Annotated in this window: 19 protein-coding genes and 1 pseudogene; 17 read left to right on the top strand and 3 right to left on the bottom strand. The window is 30.9% G+C overall.

The window, feature by feature from the left end; all coding sequences use genetic code 11:
* The first annotated feature begins 97 nt into the window (after positions 1 to 97).
* The 3 genes from J8H85_RS17770 (at position 98) to J8H85_RS17760 (ending at position 1,580) form a co-directional block, all read left to right on the top strand.
* Positions 98 to 511 (top strand): DUF7793 family protein, encoded by a 414-nt coding sequence (locus J8H85_RS17770; RefSeq protein WP_209656894.1) that lies wholly within the window; start codon positions 98 to 100, stop codon positions 509 to 511.
* Positions 511 to 936: a DUF7793 family protein gene (locus tag J8H85_RS17765; protein ID WP_209656893.1), complete on the top strand. Its 426-nt coding sequence runs from the start codon at positions 511 to 513 to the stop codon at positions 934 to 936. The genes J8H85_RS17770 and J8H85_RS17765 overlap by 1 nt, the downstream gene beginning before the upstream one ends.
* Before the next feature lie 503 nt (positions 937 to 1,439).
* Positions 1,440 to 1,580 carry a DUF5679 domain-containing protein gene (locus J8H85_RS17760; protein ID WP_162880137.1) on the top strand — a complete coding sequence of 47 codons (141 nt, stop codon included), beginning with the start codon at positions 1,440 to 1,442 and terminating at the stop codon, positions 1,578 to 1,580.
* An 87-nt stretch (positions 1,581 to 1,667) separates the two neighbouring features.
* On the opposite strand, the gene J8H85_RS17755 is transcribed toward J8H85_RS17760, so the two are convergent.
* A complete protein-coding gene (locus J8H85_RS17755) occupies positions 1,668 to 2,501 on the bottom strand; it encodes an HAD family hydrolase (protein WP_209656891.1) in 834 nt (277 codons plus the stop codon).
* A 166-nt stretch (positions 2,502 to 2,667) separates the two neighbouring features.
* On the opposite strand from J8H85_RS17755, the gene J8H85_RS17750 reads away from it, so the two are divergent.
* The 8 genes from J8H85_RS17750 (at position 2,668) to J8H85_RS17715 (ending at position 10,763) form a co-directional block, all read left to right on the top strand.
* Positions 2,668 to 3,672, top strand: coding sequence for a LacI family DNA-binding transcriptional regulator (locus J8H85_RS17750; protein ID WP_209656888.1), 1,005 nt, complete (start codon positions 2,668 to 2,670; stop codon positions 3,670 to 3,672).
* 350 nt (positions 3,673 to 4,022) lie between these two features.
* A complete protein-coding gene (locus tag J8H85_RS17745) occupies positions 4,023 to 4,169 on the top strand; it encodes a hypothetical protein (RefSeq protein WP_209656886.1) in 147 nt (48 codons plus the stop codon).
* A 117-nt stretch (positions 4,170 to 4,286) separates the two neighbouring features.
* Positions 4,287 to 6,125, top strand: coding sequence for an ATP-binding protein (locus J8H85_RS17740; protein ID WP_209656884.1), 1,839 nt, complete (start codon positions 4,287 to 4,289; stop codon positions 6,123 to 6,125).
* Positions 6,126 to 6,133: 8 nt separating this feature from the next.
* Entirely contained in the window at positions 6,134 to 6,808 is a 675-nt protein-coding gene (locus J8H85_RS17735) for a response regulator (protein WP_209656882.1), read from the top strand.
* A 327-nt stretch (positions 6,809 to 7,135) separates the two neighbouring features.
* Positions 7,136 to 8,158, top strand: coding sequence for a TlpA disulfide reductase family protein (locus J8H85_RS17730; protein WP_209656880.1), 1,023 nt, complete (start codon positions 7,136 to 7,138; stop codon positions 8,156 to 8,158).
* A gap of 77 nt (positions 8,159 to 8,235) precedes the next feature.
* Positions 8,236 to 8,595, top strand: a complete 360-nt coding sequence (locus J8H85_RS17725; protein WP_209656878.1) for a BlaI/MecI/CopY family transcriptional regulator — start codon at positions 8,236 to 8,238, stop codon at positions 8,593 to 8,595.
* 2 nt (positions 8,596 to 8,597) lie between these two features.
* Positions 8,598 to 10,184 carry a M56 family metallopeptidase gene (locus tag J8H85_RS17720; protein WP_209656876.1) on the top strand — a complete coding sequence of 529 codons (1,587 nt, stop codon included), beginning with the start codon at positions 8,598 to 8,600 and terminating at the stop codon, positions 10,182 to 10,184.
* Positions 10,185 to 10,286: 102 nt separating this feature from the next.
* Entirely contained in the window at positions 10,287 to 10,763 is a 477-nt protein-coding gene (locus tag J8H85_RS17715) for a hypothetical protein (protein ID WP_209656874.1), read from the top strand.
* Positions 10,764 to 10,765: 2 nt separating this feature from the next.
* Here the strand turns inward: J8H85_RS17715 and J8H85_RS17710 are convergent, their stop codons facing one another.
* Together J8H85_RS17710 and J8H85_RS17705 are read right to left on the bottom strand one after the other, a co-directional pair.
* On the bottom strand, positions 10,766 to 11,905 hold the full coding sequence (locus tag J8H85_RS17710) for a glycosyltransferase family 2 protein (protein WP_209656872.1): 1,140 nt from the start codon (positions 11,903 to 11,905) through the stop codon (positions 10,766 to 10,768).
* Positions 11,906 to 11,907: 2 nt separating this feature from the next.
* The gene (locus tag J8H85_RS17705; RefSeq protein ID WP_209656870.1) at positions 11,908 to 12,870 is read right to left on the bottom strand and encodes a lysylphosphatidylglycerol synthase transmembrane domain-containing protein; all 963 of its coding nucleotides are present in this window, start codon (positions 12,868 to 12,870) and stop codon (positions 11,908 to 11,910) included.
* Positions 12,871 to 12,928: 58 nt separating this feature from the next.
* On the opposite strand from J8H85_RS17705, the gene ruvC reads away from it, so the two are divergent.
* From ruvC to J8H85_RS17675, 6 genes and pseudogenes are all read left to right on the top strand, one after another.
* On the top strand, positions 12,929 to 13,525 hold the full coding sequence (gene ruvC, locus J8H85_RS17700; RefSeq protein WP_209656868.1) for a crossover junction endodeoxyribonuclease RuvC: 597 nt from the start codon (positions 12,929 to 12,931) through the stop codon (positions 13,523 to 13,525).
* Complete coding sequence (hemW, locus tag J8H85_RS17695; protein ID WP_209656866.1) at positions 13,522 to 14,757, top strand: radical SAM family heme chaperone HemW; 1,236 nt, start codon at positions 13,522 to 13,524, stop codon at positions 14,755 to 14,757. Before ruvC ends, hemW begins: the two co-directional genes overlap by 4 nt.
* A gap of 14 nt (positions 14,758 to 14,771) precedes the next feature.
* Complete coding sequence (locus tag J8H85_RS17690; protein ID WP_209656864.1) at positions 14,772 to 15,521, top strand: cyclase family protein; 750 nt, start codon at positions 14,772 to 14,774, stop codon at positions 15,519 to 15,521.
* Positions 15,521 to 15,874: a DUF4260 domain-containing protein gene (locus J8H85_RS17685; RefSeq protein ID WP_209656862.1), complete on the top strand. Its 354-nt coding sequence runs from the start codon at positions 15,521 to 15,523 to the stop codon at positions 15,872 to 15,874. Before J8H85_RS17690 ends, J8H85_RS17685 begins: the two co-directional genes overlap by 1 nt.
* On the top strand, positions 15,871 to 16,269 hold the full coding sequence (locus tag J8H85_RS17680; protein WP_209656860.1) for a GNAT family N-acetyltransferase: 399 nt from the start codon (positions 15,871 to 15,873) through the stop codon (positions 16,267 to 16,269). The genes J8H85_RS17685 and J8H85_RS17680 overlap by 4 nt, the downstream gene beginning before the upstream one ends.
* Positions 16,269 to 16,523 (top strand): annotated as a pseudogene (locus J8H85_RS17675) (MmcQ/YjbR family DNA-binding protein); the annotation flags it as partial. The gene J8H85_RS17680 and the pseudogene J8H85_RS17675, both read left to right, overlap by 1 nt.
* Positions 16,524 to 16,634 lie beyond the last annotated feature (111 nt).

Raw genomic sequence — 16,634 nt, 5'->3', positions numbered from 1 at the left:
GTAACTATTTAATAATCAAATAAATAGTTAAATATAATTGTCTTACATTAAGCTTTGGCACACCAATTGTCATTCTGTTTATAATAGAATAACAGATATGAATAAGCAAATAAAATGTAAAAAAGCTAAATTTTGGTTAGAAGACGGTGTTCTTTTTTGCAAGTTTATAAGTAGCGAATGTAAAAAGCAATTTAGCGAAGAGTTTTTAGAAGAATATTTAAGAGCTATCACAACGTTATCTGATGGTATGTACTATCCATTACTTGTTGATCTTAGACAATTGAATGATCATTATGCCTTATCGGTAGTTAGAATTTTAGCGTTTAATCCAGAAATTAAATCGGAAATACTTTCAAAGTCTTTTGTTGTTAATTCTTATTTTGTACAAGTTTTGCTTATTTTATTAAGAGGGATTCAAGATCCTGTAATTCCTAATAAAATTTTTACCAATTACGATAGTGCATTCGCTTATTCGTTAGGGATTAATCATAATTTTAATGCCGTATCTTAATGGATTTTCCTAAAAAAGTAATAAAACTCAATAAAGCTCTATTCTGGACAAACTCTTTAGGTATTCTTTTTTGTGAATTCAAGAATAAAGACACTAATCTCACGCTAAGTGTAGATACTGTTGAAACATATGAAAAAGCTATTTTTTCCTTGTCGCAAGGTAAACCCATGCCTTTTTTAATAGACATAAGAGATTGTCATGGAACCTTTAGTACAGAAGCAGCCAAGTTTTTTGCCAACAGCTCTGTTTTTAAGAAAGTTAGAGTTTCTGAAGCGTTTGTAATTAATTCGATAAACACTAAATTATTGATTAATTCCTATAAAAGAATTTACGAACCTCATACGCCTTGTGCAATTTTCAAGAATTTTGATGAAGCATTAACATATTCTATAAACACCAAAATGATGCTTGATGAAGATAAGTAGCCATTATATGTGGCGAGTTAATCCTGAGATTGCTATGCTAAAATTTATAGAAAACAACGTAGCTACATCAGTCTTATATCATTGAGTGAGTTTAAATCTAAAGCATGAAGAAGGAAATATTGAAGGCTATTTGGCCATGTGTGTTTATAGCAAAATCAAAAAATGAATTCAAACCGTTTTGGAAATATCATATAAAAATTTAAAGAAATTAATTTTGAACTAAATTAATAGCGAATCAACAATGTTATCAAAACTTACGTTGTTGGTTAAAAATGAAATGCTCCTTTTTTATAATTGGAGCATTTTTATTATCTTTTTCTCGGTGATTTTAAGAAATTTTATGGCGTAATTAACGCCGTTAATCCTATTTGTGCTTACAAAAGGAGTTTTAAGCACAGTTTTTTAAATAAAAAGTAGATAATGTTTATTTTTTATTTGCACGCACTTAGAATAAAACTTACATTTATAAAAATTAATTTTAATAAAAATAAAACTCAATCATCATGGAAGGATACTGTGTAAAATGTAAAGACAAAAAAGAAATAAAAGATGCTGCTGAAGTAACTATGAAAAATGGTAGAAAAGCAATGAAAGGTAAATGCCCATCTTGTGGTACTGGTATGTTCAGGATTTTAGGTAAATAGCAGTCTCATACATTAAAAGAAACAAAAACAGGTCTAGTTTATAACAACTGGACCTGTTTTTGTTTTTATATAAATGAGTTTTATTGGTTAATGCGTAATAGGTTTGTCAATATCATTATTAATATGGCTAATAACTTGCTCTAAAATGGCTTCAACACCTTCTTCAGAGTTGCTTTTGGTTTGAAAGCGAGCTACTTTTTTAACATCATCGTGGGCATTTTCCATAGCAAAACTGAAATATGCCAGATCTAACATTTGTAAATCATTGTTGTAATCACCAAAAACCATGGTTTCATCTTTGGTTATTCCTAAGCTTTCTTGAAGCATGCTTAGTGCAAATCCTTTATTGGCGTTGGCATGCGATATGTCCAACCAATGTTGTCCAGAAACAATAACTTGTAAATTATTTTTTAATTCGCCAATATAAGGTAAAATGTGTTTTTCTGAACTTTCAAAATGATAAACCGCTATTTTTAGAAAATCATCACCCGTCACTTTTGTTAAATCTTCAACAATTTGATATTCTGAGTAATATTTATTGAATTTTGAAACGAATTCTTGATTGGTATTTTCTATGTAAGCCGATTTTCTTCCGCATAAAACAATAAAAACACCATCTATTTGACGTAAAATTTCAATAGACTTTGCAATGTTTTCTGTGGTTAATTTTAATAAAATATGTTCTGTATTATTATGTTTCATCATGCCTCCATTTTCGGCAATAATTGAAATTTCGTCTTTTATGGCTTCTAGTTTTTCTAAAATGCTTTGATATTGTCTGCCACTGGCGGCAACAAAGTGAATGTTTTTCTTTTTTAATTCATTAAACTGATTAAAAAACCGTGGGCTGACTTCACTTTTTGGATTAAGCAAAGTGCCATCCATATCTGTAACAACCAATTTTACTTTTGAAAAATTCATAGGAATATTATATATGGACAAAAATACCATTCTAAAACTTAATAAGTGTTAGATTAATGTGAATCTATTGTGCTTATTAGTGAAAATAGCTTGGTTGAATATTAATCTTTATTTAGATATATCTATTTTTGTAAATTGCAATAAATTTATTTACACGTTAACAAGTATGGTTACTTTAAAACAATTGGCAAAAGAGTTGAATGTTTCAATATCTACGGTTTCTAAAGCATTAAATAATAGTGAGGAAATTGGCGAAGAAACAGTAAAGCGTGTAAAAGAGCTTGCAGAATTATATAATTATAAGCCCAATAAAGTTGCTTTAAGCCTTAAACAAAATAAGACTAAAACGATTGGGGTTATTATTCCAGATATATTAAACCATTTTTTGGCAAAAGTGCTTTTTGGTGTTGAAAGAGAGGCTGCCAAGTATGGTTATAATATTATTACCTGTATTTCAAACGAATCTTTAGAGCAGGAAAAAGAAAGCTTGAGGTTGTTGGCTAATGGAAGTGTTGATGGTTTTATTATGTGTTTGGCAGAAGAAACCCAGGTAAAAAATGAAATTGATCATTTTAAAAAAACAATTAGCCAAGGCTTGCCAATTGTTATGTTTGATAGAGTGGCGCATGATGTACTTTGTGATAAGGTTATAGTGGACGATTTTGATTCTACCTACAACGCTACTAAATTTTTATTTTCTGAAAAACGCAAAAACATTGCATTTATAAGCACTTTAGATGGAATTAGTGTGGGTAAATTAAGAGAGCGTGGTTATAGAAAAGCAATATTGGAAAATAACATTTCTGAACCATTGATTTTAAAGATTAAAAAGAAAGACGATCAACAAAAAAAAATAATGTCTTTTTTTAAAAAGAATACAACTATAGATGGTATAATTGCTGCCGATAGTGCTTCAGGAATTATTGCGATAAATACAGCGGTTAAATTAGGTTTGAAAGTGCCTAAAAACATATCGGTAATAGGTTACGCAAGTAAATCAGATTCTTATCATACCATTCCTCAATTAACTACTATAAGACAGCATGCCAAAGAAATTGGCGCTAGTGCTGCTCAATTATTAATTAACAGACTTCAAAATAAGTCGAGTGATATGGATGTTAAGACAAAAATTGTCAAGACAACATTGATAAAAAGCAAATCCACATTGTAGTAAAAATAATATATTCTGTTAATTGAATTGCACTTAATCGATAAAAACATGCATTTAATCTAATTAAGTTTTTTTGTGAATCTAATTTAGTTTACATTAGAGTCCGCTTAAAAATTGTTTTCCTAAATTTGGCCTACAATTTTAAGTTATATTAATCCATTCCCTTTTGACTGAAAAGTCATATTTCCCTCAAAATAGTATTTAAAGAATCTGTGTGCTTTTGTGTGCGTTTGATTTTAAGTTAATTATCCATTTTTTCCCTCTAACAACGATTTTGTTTTTCAAAGTCCAGTTAACGTTTGTTTTAGAATTTGTAAGAAAAAATAAATTAACCTTAAAACCAAATATTTATGAAATCCCTAAAAATTACTTTAATTGTAGCAGTTATTTTCGCATCACTAACTTCTTGCACTAAACAAGACTTGAATGAGGATGATGTATTAAGATCTCCAAATACTCAAGAAACGCTTTATACAGGAGGAGATATTGATCAATAAAAAAATTATTTTATTATTTAAATAAAAAAAAAAGACCCTTTACAGTAGTATTGTAAAGGGCTTTTTTTATCAAGAAATTATAAATACTTTTGAGGGAATGAATAATAATCCCTTTAGTTGAAATTTAATTTCTTATATATAGCAATTATAGTTTTTTTAAATTATTCCTTTGGGCAACAAAGTAAAGATTTAAAAAAGATTGCTTCCCTAAAGCAATTTGTTCTAAATTCGAAAGAAATAGACTCTTCTTCAATTGCAGAGGCCCATTATACCATTGCGGAATATTATAGAAAAGCAACTCCTTTAACCGATAGTGCTTTTTATCATTACCATCATGCTGAGAAAATATTTAGACAATTAAAAACTAAGTATAGACTAGCTTTAACATTATATGGTATTGCTGTTATACAAAAGAATGAAAAAGATTTTATTGGTAGCGAAGTGTCGTGCGTTGATGCATTATCATTGTTGGAATCATTAAATAAAACAGATGATATAATAAATTTAAAATCTTTTATATATAATAACCTTGGGATAGTTTTTAAAGAACTAGAGCAATTTGATGAATCCATTAAATACCATACGAAGGCTATTGAACTTAAGGAGAAATTAAAAGGCAATAATAAAGAAACAATAAATATCTCTAAGAATAATATAGGGAATACTTACAAAAACGCAAAGCAATTTGATTTAGCTATAAATTATTATAATCAAATATTACAGGATAAAGAGTTTATTAAGGAAAACCGTAGTATGTATGCACTTGTATTGGATAATTATGCGCATACTTTATATTTATTAAATAAGCATGAACAGCTTCCTGGATTATATTTTAAAGCATTAAAGATTAGTGATAGTATAAATTACAGAGGTTATAACACTATTATTATCAATGAGCATATAGCGGAATATTACAATGGTAAAGGGAATAAAGATTTGGCTAAACATTATGCATATATAGCTAAGGATATTTCAGAGAAATACCATAACGACGATTTATTAAAATCACTATTGTTACTTTCAAAAATTGAAGAAGGAGAGCTTGCTGTTAAACATTTAAAATCCTATATAAGCTTAAATGATAGTTTGCAAAAAAACGAACGAACCATTAGAAACAAATTTGCAAGAATCCGTTTTGAAACCAACCAAATAGAAGAAGAAAATATTCAAATAGCCAAAGAGAGATTGTGGCTTTTAGTCATTTCAGTAGCTGTTATTATTGCATCATTTTTATTATACCTTGTAATTATGCAAAGAAGTAAAAATAAAGAACTACAGTTTATACAAGAACAACAAGAAACGAACGAAGAAATTTATAACCTAATGCTTTCTCAAAACGAAAAAATTGAAGAAGCAAGAACTTTAGAGAAAAAGCGTATTTCAGAAGAATTACACGATGGTATTTTAGGGCGTTTGTTTGGAACCAGATTGAGCTTGGATAGCTTAAATATGAGTAGTTCTATGGAAGCTATTAAAAATAGAGAACAATACATTAATGAGCTAAAAACAATTGAAGAGGATATTAGAAAAGTATCGCACGAGTTAAATACCGATTTTGTTTCAGGTTCTGGATTTGTAGATATAATTAAAACACTTGTAATAACGCAGGCAACAGTTTATAAACTTTCATATAAATTCAACCATGATGATACTATAAATTGGGATGAAGTTTCTAATAAGAAAAAGATACATATTTATAGAATTATTCAAGAATCTTTACATAATATTTATAAGCATGCAAGTGCAACTCAAGTTAATGTTAGTTTTGAATTAAAAAATAATGTAATTTGGCTAACGCTAATCGATGACGGTACTGGATTTGATGTTCAAAAAGCCAAATCGGGTATTGGCTTAAAAAACATGAACTCTAGAATTAATGAAATAAATGGTGTTATAGATATAACATCTGAAAAAGATACAGGCACAAAAGTAACCATACAAGTCCCAATGACCTAACCAAATTTATGAACCAAAAAATTAGAATTTTAATGATTGATGACCACCCAATGATTATTGAAGGTTATCAAAACACGTTGCTTTTTACAAAAAAAGAAAGTCAGCAATTAGAAATTGATATCGCCAACAATTGTGATGAAGCCATAGCATTTATGGATAAATCTGTAGAAAAAGATAATCTATACGATGTGTTGTTTGTTGATATTAGTTTGCCACCATCATCGGATGGTTTAATGACTTCAGGTGAAGATTTAGCAGCTTATGCACGTAAGGTATTGCCAAAATCGAAAATTATAATCTTAACCATGTTTAATGAATCGTTTAGAATTCATAACATTATAAAAACTATAGATCCGGAAGGGTTTTTAATTAAAAGTGATTTAACATCCAGTGAACTTGCTAGTGCTTTTCAAGCAGTACTTAACAATCCACCATTTTACAGCGGTACCGTTAATAGTTATATAAGAAAAGCAATTGCTAGTGATATTGTAATTGATGAAAAAAATCGAAAAATACTTCACTTATTGTCTCAAGGTATTAAAACTAAAAATTTAGCACCTCATTTAGATCTTTCATTAAGCGCCATTGAAAAACGTAAAAAACAATTAAGAGAGATTTTTGATGTGCAGGATGGACAAGATGAAACACTTGTGAATGCTGCAAAAAGTAAAGGATTTGTGTAATGAAGCGCAAAGAGTTGATGTTTATGTAATTTTTTTTAATTTTTTTTGGCCCCAATTTGCTTGCTATACTTGAATTCTATGTTTAACCCGTAGTATTATTACGGGTTTACCGTAACTCAAAAAGATATGTTATTTGTACCTTTGTACTATCAACACTTCTAAAAAACTTGTAATCCCTCAATTTTTTTGTTGATAATAGCAATTTACATAAACCCTATGGATGTGAGAGACCCATAGGGTTTCTTCTTTTACAAAAATTTGTAACTAAAAAATTAGTTTGAACTAAAATTTTAGTTATATTTGTTTTATTCAACTAAATTAACAGTTATGAGAAAAATAATTTTCGGGTTATTAGCTTTAACAGCTATTTCTTGTAATTCACAAAAAACTACAAAAGAATTTTCTTTAACAGGATTTACAAACGCAATTCAAAACGGAACATTCCTTTATTTAGATAATATTTTAGAGAAGAAAATAATAGACTCTGCAAAAGTCGAAAATAATTCTTTTTACTTTCATACTAAATTAACTGAATCACCTTTAAGAGTTGTTTTACATACAAAAGACCGTTCTAAATACAGGTATTTATGGCTTGAAAATAATGAAATGATATTTGATGCAAGAAAAACTGATTTCAAGCAAGCAAATGTTACGGGTTCTATTACAGAAGATTTAAAACAAAGACTTCGTAAAGAAATTGATGGTCTTTCTAAAGATGAAAGACAAAAAAAAGAAATGGAATTTGTAAAAAACAACCCTAATAGTATTGTTAGTATGGCCGTTTTAGCTGTATATTCTAAAACATGGGGAAAGGAAAAGACTAAAGAACTTTTCGATCTGTTTTCTACAGAAAATAAAAATTCAGAGTACGGAAAAAGAATTTCAAAATTTATTGAACTGAACAAAACTCCAAATGTAGGTGAAAGGTATATTGATTTTGAACTGGAAGATACAAATGGGAAAATTAAAAAACTTTCAGACCTTAAAGATAAAATTGTTTTATTGGAGTTTTGGGGCTCGCTTTGTGGGCCATGCAGAAAGGAAAATCCAAATTTGGTAAAAACTTATGAAAAATATAATCCTTATGGCTTTGAAATATTTGCTGTTTCATTAGATTCTGACAAAATAAATTGGCTTAATGCAATAGCAAAAGACAAATTGCCGTGGCTTCATGTTAGTGATTTAAAAGGTAGTTATAATTCTGCTTCATTAATTTATGGAATCCATACAATTCCCGCGAATTTTTTAATTGATAGGGATGGAACAATCGTGGATAGAAATTTACAAGGGGATAAACTAAATATAAAACTTGCCGAACTAATATCAGTTGATAAGAAAGGCTATAATTAATTTGCTTATTCTTGCTTATTTATGAAAAAATCCAAGAGGATTTTGGCACAAGACAAAGTTTAAAAAAAGGTATAAAAATGAAACAACTTACAAAAGCAGAAGAGGATATTATGCAAATACTTTGGAAACTTAAAAAAGCCAATGTGAAAGCCATAATAGAAGAATTTCCAGAACCCAAACCAGCTTACAATACGGTTTCAACCATTGTTAGAATATTAGAGAGCAAAGGTTTTGTAGATTATGAGAAAGAAGGCAAGGGGCATATCTATTTTCCATTGTTACAACAACAAGAATATAGCAATCAATCTATTAATAGTTTGGTAGATAATTATTTTCAAGGGTCTTTTAAAAGTATGGTGTCATTTTTTATGAAGAAAAATGATATCAGTTTAAAAGAACTAGAATCTGTACTAAAAGAGATTAATAAAGAAGAATAGTTATGGCACATTATATTATACAGGTTGTAGCGTTTCAATTAGTTTTTTTGCTCATTTATGATGCGTTTTTAAAAAGAGAAACTTTTTTTAATTGGAACAGGGTTTATTTAATCACTTCAGCATTAGCATCAGTTATTATCCCGTTTATTAAAATTGATAGTTTTAAAGAAACGTTGCCTCAAGAATTTATAATAAACCTTCCAGAAGTTGTTATTGGCAATGTCAAGCAAAATAATCCATCAAATTTACAACTAGACGCATTAATAACTGAGTCTGCAGCACTATTTAACTGGGAAATAATTCTGTACATGGGCGTGCTATTAGCATTCATTGGTTTTGTTTTTAAAGTTTCAAAAATTGTTTGGTTGCTTGCTAGAAACCCTAAAAGTAAACTAGGGCAGTTATCTATTGTAAAACTCCAAAACAGTAATGTTGCTTTTTCATTTTTACACTTTATATTTTTGGGAGAGCGTTTAAACGACCATGAAAAAGCCTCCATTTTAAAGCACGAAATTATTCATGTTAAAGAAAAACACACGCTAGATTTGTTGTTTTTTGAAGTACTGCGCATTCTTTTTTGGTTTAATCCTTTAGTGTATATGTATCAAAACAGAATCATGTTGCTTCATGAGTTTATTGCCGATGCAAAAATGGTAGTAAATGAGGATAAGGCCAGTTATTATCAAAATCTTCTATCACAAGTTTTCGAAACTAAAAATATTTCATTCATCAATCCATTTTTTAAACAATCATTAATCAAAAAACGAATCGTTATGTTACAAAAATCAAAATCAAAACAAATTAATTTGTTAAAGTATGCTTTATTAATTCCGTTAGTTGTTGCAATGCTTATTTATTCAGCTTGTACCGTTCAAAATGAAATGGGAATATTGAGTAAAGATTTAAGTGAATACACTTACACGGTTAATATTGTAGAGGTCAATTCTGATAAGTTGGCTTTAGAAGAGGCTAATGAGTCAAAACAAAAACAAGAAAATTTTTTAAAATCGAACCCAAATTATGTGATTTGGGCAGATTTCAACTCAGAAAATCAAGAGTTAGTTTATAGTCTGCATAATGAAAGTGAGCAAATTCCTGAGGGTTACGGACTATTGGAAATTTATTCAAAGGAAGGCAACCTTTATAGGTTGTATTCTCCATCTAAGTTTAGTGATAAGAGTGAGAAAAAATATTTAAATGATGTAGAAGTGCCATTTGGTGTGGTAGAGCATGTCCCTATATTTCCAGATTGTGAAACATTAGAAACCAATGAAGAACGGAAAGCGTGTATGTCAAAAAGTATTGCAGATCATGTAAATAAAAATTTTAATACTAAAATAGCTGAAGAAAACAATTTAGTTGGAAGGCAGCGTATAAACGTTATTTTTAAAATTGATAAAGAAGGGAATATTACAGAAGTCCGTTCTAGAGCACCACATCCCGCTTTAGAGGCAGAAGCCATTCGTGTTATTAAAACCTTGCCAAAAATGATTCCTGGGGAACAAAAAGGCAAAAAAGTAACTGTACCTTATTCTTTACCAATAGTTTTTCAGGTTCAAGACGATAAATCTCAGGATAAAAAAGAGTAATTTAAGTAAATTAGATAAAAACCGAAGTTAAAGCTTCGGTTTTTTTGTTTTTGATTATATAAAAACCAAAAAAATTGTACTTTTCGGCTTCAGTTTTAATCTATGAAGCAAATTTGTGTTTTTATATTAGTTTTAGCGCTTACGTCTTGCGAGTATTTCAATGCAAAAAAAACAACTCCCGAAGCCATTTTAAATGAAGAGTTGCAAACGTTTAATTGGAACGATGTAGATGTTTATCCAACTTTTTCGGAGTGTGATTCTATTGAAACCAAAAACGGGAAAACCACTTGTTTTACTGAGGTTTTAACCACTCATATTTTAGAAAAGCTCCAAAAAGACTCCATAGTTGTAACCCAAGATGTAACCGATACCATCAATTTAAAATTCCAAGTATCTGAAACAGGTATTCTGTCACTTTTAAATATTGATACAGATAGTTTAATAATGAAAGAAATACCAAATATTGAAGCTTTAATTTATTCAAGTTTAGATTCATTGCCCAAAGTATTTCCGGCTATAAAACGAGGTCAGCAAGTAAAAACTGAATTCGAACTACCGGTTATTATACAAGCCAATTAATGTTATTTTTTAAAAGTGCGCCCTTTCCATTTATAGCTTGAAAATAGCGATGTAGAAGCTACATAAACACTAAAAAAAGGATAGTACATAAAACTTACAATAAAGCTTTTTAGCACCCCTTTTTGATTGAAAAATATAGCCGATTTATAAATTAAAAAGAAATCGATATTAAATTTTATTATTACTAGATATATAAAAACCTTCAAATTGAAAATGCCAATAACTGTAAGTGTCAGTAAGGTTATAATGAGCGCGTTCATAAGTAAAACTACAAGTCCTGTAAGCTTTCCAAACCAATTGTTGTAAGTGCTGGTTTTTGCTGCCCAACGTACACGTTGTGATAGTAAAGCATTCCAGGTTGGTTGTGTTCTGGTAAAAATAGTAGCTAATTCGCATTTTAAATAGTGGAGTTGTTTTGGGTGTTTTTTAGCGACTTTCTCCAACATAAAAATATCGTCGCCGCTTGCCGTGTGGGTATTGCCATCAAACCCATGTAATTCATTGAACAGAGCTTTGGTATAGGCAAAATTAGCACCATTGCACAAAAAGGGTTTGTTTATGCCAAAACCGCCCATGGTTGCGCCTTGTAAACTGAATAGGTCCAAAAGCTGAAACCGATCTAGAAAGCTATTTTTTATAACATAGGTTACAGGTGCCGCTATACATTGGACATTACTTTTTTGAATGTATTCATCAAAACTATCAAGCCAGTATTTAGGTACTAAACAATCGGCATCGGTGGTTATAATCCATTCATTTTTTGCTTGTTTTATGGCTGTGGTAATGGCGTCTTTTTTTGGTGAATTTGTTTTACGTTCGTTTGAAATAACTCGAATGCTTATCAGAGCATCATCAAAGGATCTTTCATTTATGAAGTTTTTAATAATTTCTACTGAATCATCTTCCGATGCGTCATCAACAAAAATAACTTCAAATAATTCCTTGGGATATTCTAAAGAACGGATGGTTTGCAATAAAGCAGATAAATTTTCAGCTTCATTTCGAAAGGGAATCACCACTGAAAATTTTGTTTTAGCAGGTAAATCTTCAAGTTTAAAAAGTGTTACCTTGTCAAAGCCAATGGTGAAACTTCCAATTAAAAGTAAGTACAAAACAGTTATGGTAATACTGATTAAAATCATGGTTAATCTTTAGGGAAATTAAAATTTAAAACAAAATAGCTACCCATAATGCTTGGGAGCACAAAATTAAAAAACCACATTACGGTTACGATGCTTAAAACGGTTAATGTATTTATTCCAAGAAAGCTGAATAAATAAACAGCAACACTTCCTTTTATAACCACATCAAAAATAAAAATAGAAGGCAATATGGAGGCTAATAAATACATGGTGGAAATTACCATCATCGCCTGTAAATAGGAAATGTTTATTCCGAAAACGGTTAATAAATAATAAAATTGAAATGAAAAAAACGCATAACGCAATAGCGAAAAACAAAACCCGTAAACAATGAGTTTTTTAGGAAAATTTAAAATGAACGTCTTTATTTTTTCAAAAGAAAACCCTTTAATACGGAATTTCGTTTTGCTTAATATGAAAATTGCAAAGCCTATTAGAAAAACCGTGAGTATGGATAGAAGCAATATTTTAGAATAATTAATTGAAATAGGATATTTTGAAACAAAAAAACTAAACCCAACTACACCCAAAATACAGGTAACGCCCATTTGCAAAACGTTACTTAATAGGTTGATTAGCATGATGCGTTTTCTGTAATCCTTTGTGTAGTAAATGGCTTTGGCGCCATATTCACCAATGCGGTTGGGTGTAAATAACGAAGCGGTTAAAGAACCCAAACTTTGTTCTAAGGCATTTTTAAAACTTATTTTTTTTACTGAAGCGGTTAATTTTTGCCATTTTAGAATTTCAAAAAACCAGTTAAAACCAGTTAAAACCAATAAAAAAAGCATGATTTTTATGGAAAACAGGTTGTTTTTGGTTGAAAAGTCAAAAAAGATTGGGTAATCAAAATCTGTGTTTTGGGTCAGTTTTATGTATATAAAATAAAATGCTGCAACAACAATGCTTATTTTAATAAGCACAAAAAAGAATTGTTTAGTTTTGTATGGCAACAGGTATATCATAAACTCAAGCTGCAAATTAAACCATTATTCTGGTATCATATCAAATAAGCGTACGTTAATGAGTAAAGAAAAAATTATTTTAGGTATTGACCCTGGAACTACCATTATGGGGTTCGGACTTATTAAAGTTGTGGGTAAAACCATGTCTTTTTTACAATTGAACGAACTCGATTTAAAAAAGTACGACGACCACTACCTAAAATTAAAGCTCATTTTTGAACGGACTATTGAACTTATAGACACCCACAACCCAGACGAAATTGCCATTGAAGCACCATTTTTTGGTAAAAATGTGCAAAGTATGTTAAAGCTAGGGCGTGCCCAAGGTGTTGCCATGGCAGCAGGTTTAAGTCGGGAAATCCCCATTACAGAGTATTCGCCAAAAAAAATTAAAATGGCTATTACCGGCAACGGAAATGCCACTAAAGAACAAGTGGCAAAAATGCTTCAAAGTTTATTGGGTTTGAAAACATTGCCAAAAAATCTGGATGCTACCGATGGTTTGGCAGCTGCGGTGTGCCATTTTTATAACGAAGGAAAAGTAGAAATTGGAAAAAGCTATTCCGGTTGGGATGCTTTTGTAAAGCAGAATAGCACCAGAATATCCAAAAGCCCCCTTACCCCCAAAGGGGGGATAAAAAGCGTAAAGAAATGATTTTGAGTGAGATTTCCTCCCCTTTGGGGAGGCTAGGTGGGGCTTTTGGCATTTACATCCATATTCCATTTTGCAAACAAGCATGTCATTATTGCGACTTTCATTTTTCAACATCGTTGAATAAGAAGGATGCGTTGGTGAATGCTTTGGCCAAAGAATTGGTTTTGCGTAAAGATGAATTCAAAAACAAAACCGTTGAAACCATTTATTTTGGAGGCGGCACACCTTCTTTATTGACGATTGATGAGTTACGATTTTTGATTGATACGGTTTATAAAAACTATAAAGTTGCAGAAAATCCAGAGATTACTTTGGAAGCAAATCCAGATGATTTGATTCAATCCCAAATGTCACCTCGAGCGCAGTCGAGAGGTCTCACTCGTAATTCCATTTTTGAAAATTACTTAGAAATTGGAATTAACAGACTTTCTATAGGCATCCAATCCTTCTTCGAAGCCGATCTAAAACTTATGAATCGCGCACACAATGCCGACGAAGCCAAAAAATGTTTGCAAGAAGCTACAAAACATTTTGATAATATTTCCATCGATTTGATTTACGGAATTCCAGGGCTAACAAATGAGAACTGGATAAAAAACATTGAAACTGTTTTAGGCTTCAACATTCCACACATATCAAGTTATGCCTTAACAGTAGAACCTAAAACCGCTTTGGATGCTTTTATAAAAAAAGGGCTTATTAAAAATGTTGATGATGATTTGGCGCAACAGCAATTCCATATTTTAATTGAAGTATTAGAAGCTTCAGGGTTTGTACATTATGAATTGTCAAACTTTGGAAAACCTGATTATTTTAGTAAAAACAACTCGGCTTATTGGCAAGGGAAATCGTACTTGGGTATTGGCCCATCGGCACATTCGTTCAATGGCAATGAACGGGGTTGGAATGTGCGTAATAATTCAAAATATATAAAATCGTTAGAACAAGATATACTGCCAATAGAAACGGAAACACTTTCCAAAACAGATAAATTCAACGAATATGTCATGACAGGTTTACGAACGGTTTGGGGCGTTTCCTTAGAAAAAGTGGAGCAGGATTTTGGGAAGCCATTTTTAGAACATCTGCTTAAAACTTCAGAGAAATTTGTGAATTTAGAACTGCTTAGCATTTCAAAACTTAGTGAGCAATCGCATGAAAGCGTTTTAACAACCACTAAAAAAGGCAAATTTTTAGCCGATGGTATAGCATCCGATTTGTTTATGATTTGATTATATTTGAGACTATGATTGCTACCATTCAATACAAGTCTAAAAAATATCAAATAGATTTATCTAAACCGCTCGATATTTCAATACCCTTAAAAGCTTCAAAAAGCAACGTAAATGCATGGTATATTGGAGAGCCTAAAATGGAGCCCGTAATTATTGATGATTGGGTGGGAAGCGTCGAAAAAGGTGCATCGGTTAATTTCAACAACATTCAATTCAGTCCGCATGCCCATGGAACCCATACCGAATGCGTTGGGCATATAACTAAAGCGTTTCATTCCGTAAACAAGAACCTAAAACAGTTTTTTTTCACGGCAGAATTAATTTCTGTGGCTGCCGAAAAATACATGAAAGATACTGTTATTTCAAAAAAGCAAATAGAACTTCTGTTAAAAGATAATACACCTGAGGCATTGGTTATAAGAACGATGCCGAATACAAAAGATAAAAAAAAACGCCAGTATTCCAATACCAATTGGACCTATATTACAGAAGAAGCCATGGTGTTTATTCGCAATAAAGGCATTAAACATTTGCTGATTGATTTGCCAAGTGTGGATAGGGAATACGACGGCGGAAAATTATTGGCGCACAAGGCCTTTTGGAATTTTGATGGCAAATTAAGGCTGGACGCTACCATAACAGAATTTATTTATGTTGCCAATAAAATTGAAGATGGCAGTTATATTTTAAACCTTCAAATAGCCCCTTTTGAAAATGATGCCACACCTAGCAAGCCAGTTTTATATAAAATTATAGAATAATGAAGATTGTTTTAAAATTAGAAGAACTCATGATGTTCCTTCTAGGAATTTTTGCTTTTAGCCAATTAAGTTTCAGTTGGTGGTGGTTTTTGGTTTTAATTCTGCTTCCTGATATTAGCATGCTGGGGTATTTTGTAAATACAAAAGTTGGAGCCATAGCATATAATGTGTTTCATCACAAGGGCATTGCAATTTTGGTTTATGTAGTTGGTATGTATTTTCAAAATGAGATTGTGCAGTTGTTGGGCGTTATGTTGTTCTCTCATGCTTCTTTTGATAGAATTTTTGGTTATGGATTGAAATATTTTGATAATTTTAAGCATACGCATTTAGGTGACATAGGAAAGCCATGATTGAAATTTCTACAGATAAAAGCAAACTTCAAATGGATGTGATTCATCAATTTTTAACCACAACCTATTGGGCAAAGGGAAGAACTTTTGATGAAGTAAAGAAAACAATTGATAATTGTTTGTGTTTTGGGGTTTATATAGATGGGAAACAAATAGGTTTTGCAAGAATTGCAACCGATTATACCGTTTTCGCATATGTGATGGATGTTTTTATTTTGCCAGAATATAGAGGCAAAGGCTATTCAAAACAATTGATGAAAGCTATAAATGAAGAACCGCAATTGCAATCGTGTAAAGTTTGGATGCTGAAAACTTCCGATGCCCATAAACTTTATATGCAATTTGGATATACTGAGTTAAAGCATCCTGAAAAAGTAATGGAAAGACTTTTATAATGAACATAGAACAACTACATCAATATTGTTTAAGCAAAAAAGGCGTATCAGAAGACTTTCCTTTTGATGAAGATACCCTTGTGTTTAAAGTATTAGGAAAAATGTTTGCCTTAATAGGGTTGAAAAAATGGGAATATGGCGAAAAAGCCATCAACCTAAAATGCGACCCCGACTACGCCGAAGAACTTCGTGCAGAATACAGCTGTATCCAACCAGGATACCACATGAGTAAAAAGCATTGGAACACCGTATCCTATGAAAAGCACTAGCCTAGTTCTTCAAAGTTAATATTTATATTTTAATTATCTCATAATGATGATTCTGTGGTGTTGGAATGTTGATAATTCCGATAGGATTATCAATAT

It is taken from the genome of Mariniflexile gromovii (assembly GCF_017814435.1).
GTDB lineage: Bacteria > Bacteroidota > Bacteroidia > Flavobacteriales > Flavobacteriaceae > Mariniflexile > Mariniflexile gromovii.
The sequence above is the reverse complement of the archived record's forward strand: the minus strand, read 5'-3'. Positions and strand labels throughout refer to the sequence as shown.